Annotated in this window: 3 protein-coding genes; all 3 read right to left on the bottom strand. The window is 40.7% G+C overall.

From position 1 onward, the window contains the following. Nucleotides 1-213: 213 nt before the first annotated feature. The 3 genes from OOT00_RS15780 to OOT00_RS15770 are packed head-to-tail and all read right to left on the bottom strand — an operon-like array spanning nt 214 to nt 4,100. On the bottom strand, nt 214-510 hold the full coding sequence (locus OOT00_RS15780; RefSeq protein WP_265426385.1) for a DCL family protein: 297 nt from the start codon (nt 508-510) through the stop codon (nt 214-216). 22 nt (nt 511-532) lie between these two features. After that, a complete protein-coding gene (locus tag OOT00_RS15775; RefSeq protein WP_265426384.1) occupies nt 533-3,154 on the bottom strand; it encodes a DEAD/DEAH box helicase in 2,622 nt (873 codons plus the stop codon). 1 nt (nt 3,155) lies between these two features. Beyond that, nucleotides 3,156-4,100 (bottom strand): HamA C-terminal domain-containing protein, encoded by a 945-nt coding sequence (locus OOT00_RS15770; RefSeq protein WP_265426383.1) that lies wholly within the window; start codon nt 4,098-4,100, stop codon nt 3,156-3,158. Nucleotides 4,101-4,272 lie beyond the last annotated feature (172 nt).

The raw sequence follows: 4,272 nt of genomic DNA, 5'->3' as shown, positions 1-4,272 counted from the left end.
CTTAGTTCAAGCATCACTCTCTCCGTGCCGATTCATAACGCTCGCAACACCGGACAATTTGGAGCGAAGCGGAAAATTGTTCCGAGTGCTTGCGCTTGTTATACGTGATATGCATCATTATCTCTATGTCCAAGTTCGGCCAGAAGCGGACATTAACTATACTTAACTTCTGCAAAACGAAAACTTATTCAAAACCGCATTATTCTTTTAGTTCTAACAATCAACACAGTACTTATATGAAAAACGAGCGACCGTGCCGTCGACTCTTTCCAACCAAAAACATTTAGTACCATAATCAGCCCTGCGAACAAAAAAATGCTTAATTCCAACACCAATTTTTTCTTCAAACTCAGGGTGTTTTAATATTGCACTTGAGAGAAACTTTGAATCATTCTCATCAACTTTTTCTTCAGGGGCATACTTGTTTAACATATCTTTCATGAAATTTAAGGCATCGCTTTTTTTGTCGAACTTAATTTCACCAATTTCTACAGGTTTCGCCTTTGCCATAAAAATACCCTCGTAGCTAAGATTATCCTCTAGGTAATTTTCCTTCGTTTATTTTGGTCTCAATAAGCTTGTTTATTTCCCTTTTTACTAGAGGTGGAAGATCATGTAACTCCCACTCCCTTGCATTAAGCCTTAACAAAACTTCATTTTCTGACATATCACTACGACCATAGAAGTCACCAAGTTCTACAGCGCTAGTTCTAGACAAACCAAGACCTATCAACGATAACAGGGTCTTTGTACTAACTCCAAACTCTAAGAAGAGATCATATGAAAGATCGCTCGGGAACAAACTGTCACATTCTTTTTCATGAAAAAACTGGCGAAGCACAGATAGGTATGCACCTAAATACTTAGGAGCATAGAAGCGGGCAATCTCTTCAACTGAAGCCATAGTATCTCTGATCAACTTTGGATACGGTATTTCGCTATCAGAGGCGTCGTTCTTCTTATTCTTTGCCCGCTTAATTCTAGCCAAGATCATTTGACCTAAGGTTTTTCCCCGCATCCAGTCCCAAGTTGTTAGAGCACATGGCAGAACTCTTGTCTCAGGCGCAAATACTGGAGCGAGCGTTAAGTTAATAACATCAAAAATAAACACGAACTGGTCGACCGAGTCATCATCTTCAGGTGGCAAAGGGAGCAACTCTTCAGGCTCCCCAGGATATTCTCGGAAATAATTAAGCAACCTTTGTAGTGCAACGATAGAAATCCCTGGGTTCGCATCAATAATTTCGGGAAGTACAGTGATACCATCTAACATTGGTTTTATCAGCTGCTCTATCTGATTTGCGCTCTCTAGGTCTATTTTCTTTATTGGCGGTGCATCTTTTAGAGAACCTTCTCTATATTGCCAGCTCATAAGATATGCCGCGACATGTTCTAGCTTTGGGTCTAAATCTGCAGTTTTCATCTCCATTCGACGTTCAAGGTAAGAAGACAACTCATTGTACTCCTGTACAACACTATCTGTTTCTCGCTTTATAGGATACGCAGTCTTCTGAGGCAAACCACTTGGCCAAACATCAGTTTTACTTACATCTACACACACAATGTTCCCATTAAAGTCAGCTCCCCAACGCCCTGCTCTACCAGCCAGATTCCAAAAGTCTTGTGGTGACATTTCTTTGCCAATGCCTTTTTTAGGGCCTCTCACGATTATTGTTTTACACGCAAGATTGACCCCCTCAATCAATGTAGATGTGGAAACCAAGTATCTAATTTTCCCAGAAGTGAATAGCCTCTCTATTTCTTCTCTCACAATCGATGGCATATTTCCGTAATGAAAAGCGACGCCACGCTTTACAATCGGAACAAGTTGATACTTAGGATGGATTATTTTTTTACAGGACTCGGATAATTCTGCCAATTCACTATCAACCACCTCAGAAAATTCCGAGCTATCTAGACCTTCATAAATTAACGCTGCTATTCTTTCCGCATCATCGGCTCTATTAACATATATCAGAGTTCCTGAGCTATTTTTTCCTAGTGCTAAAGCGATAAACGCCATCTTTTTCTTTATCGTAGTTGGACGATCAAGGAGACTAAAACCACCCAACTTTTCCAAATTGCCCTGCCCATCAGAAAGCGACAATGTCCACTGAGTTGTCTGTCTGGGAACTTGCTCAGCTACCAAAAGGTTTTGAATAACTGTAGATGAAGTACTAGGGACAACTGCTCTATTAGCCGCGCTAGGAGCATCTTGAAGTAAGTCTTCCGGATTTTGAGAGTGAGGACTTAAAAACACTACACGACAATCTGGGTTTGCACGAACTACGCGCTCTAAAGCATCTTGTAAAATAACGCCCCGCCTTTCATCAGAAACTTTCTGAGCCTCATCAATTATGGCGATGTCAAACTTGTGAGGAGACTTACTTGCGTTCAGAAAAATATGTAATCTTTCTTGAGTAAAGACTGAAATAAAAGGGGTCTCTGATTCTGCCAATTCTTTCAAAGGCAAAGAAGTGACTTTAAGTTCTTTAAGGTCGTGGTCAAATTTCAGGTCATTCAATTGCTTCTCTATTTCAGAGACTAAAGCTCTAGTCGGCGCTACAAAAACACAAGAATGGCATTTGCCATTGGAAAATTGAGTTAAAAGCCAATTCAATATTATGAACGTCTTACCCGCAGCTGTAGGGGCAGTTGCAGATAGCCAGTCAGCATTAGCCAACTCTTCCCAGAGATTGACCTGAAAGCGATTTCCAGATAGCGAGTGATGTGAATTTATGGGGATTTCAGAATTTAGTCGCCTTTTAGTCCACAGCAGTTGCTCAATAACTCCGACACGTTCGCTCAACTGGTCAACAATAAGTTCTTTAGTCTTGGCAAGCTCAATCGTTCTATAATTAGACAGCCGAGATAAAACTAAACCTCCTGCATCCTTGAAAATAGGTTCATCAGAGTAGCACACTGCACTCTGAGCAATCATCAGTGCGTATTCTTGACAGGATCTCTCATTGCTTTCCGCTAGGATGCTTGCAGCAAAAAGCAACTTTTGCCAATCATGAGTTGGTTGAGTTTCGTCTAATTCAAGAGTATTCGCTCCAAAACTTAAACCAGCAGACCAAATCCTGAGGCCGTCAAGTTTATCTTTTATTCCAGCATCACTTACAAGCCATTCCTGTAGCTGCGATAAACTCATTTCAACTCTCCAACAACCCTAGAAAATAACTACGAAACCCTTCTACAGCCTTCATAGGCACGCAAATAAAGTGAATATCATATTGCTCTATACCTTCCTGACCAACACGGTTCTTTATTTGCTTAAGCCAAGCTGGTATTTGCTCCATTAGTTTCTTTTCCAACGCAGCCTCATCGTTGTTCAAGCCATCATCAAGATAAGCATCACTATCAAATCCGACTAGAGCAATACCACAATGTTTTAGAGATAGGGACTTTTCATCATCTAAATTGAAATATCGCTTTAACCCCTCAGTCAGTTTAGGGTCTTCAAAATCTGCAAATTCATTAATCAAAAACACATCGCGGGAACGAGCTGCACCCTCAGCATCTGGCTCATTTAAAAATGGAGCTAATGAATCTAAACAGTTTCTAACAGCTGTCGATGCATCAGCATAAAGCTTCGACTCTCCCCAATATACTTTTAAAATACCCGCGTCCACGCCCTCCGCATAAACACCGTCCGCCCCATGATAATGCATCTCAGACGAAGTCTTGAGGCTCATCTTACAAATTATCTGTGACAAACCAAAAACTGCTTCGGCAAAAGCAAATACTAGCAATTCGCCACCTTCACCGCTTTTGCTAAGTGACGTAAATAACGCTCTTGCTTCACGCTGTAGTTTGATCAATGCTGCCGTTGAACCTGTTCTATTTAATTCCTCCTTGGCAGCATCAATTCTATTACGCGGTATTGCGTAGTCGACTATTCTGTCCTTTAGAAATTCTGCTAAAGGTTTAAATCGAACGCGACCATTTGCATCAATTGGTAGCCGATAACAATGAACTTTTGTATTGCAATCAGAAACAGGAATGAAGTCTTTGAGAATTTTCAAGTGAACATCTGTGACTTTTCCGCTATCGCGAATTGTATCACTCAGAAGCTCTAAGGGATCATCTAAAACCATAGCGTACCTTTCAAAGCAATGGCGAGAGACCAATAGAATCGAAGCAATTTCCAATAACCTCTTTCTGCCATCAACTGAACCCGACATTTTTCTATGTTAATACTCAAGTTTCGGACTTGAGTTATTGAGATAAAATTTGACCATTTTGATTGCCTATATAATCTTGTGGGAC

The sequence above is a fragment of the Desulfobotulus pelophilus genome (genome assembly GCF_026155325.1).
Classification (GTDB): Bacteria; Desulfobacterota; Desulfobacteria; order Desulfobacterales; family ASO4-4; genus Desulfobotulus; species Desulfobotulus pelophilus.
Note: the sequence above shows the minus strand (reverse complement) of the source record. Positions and strands in the feature narration are given on the sequence as shown.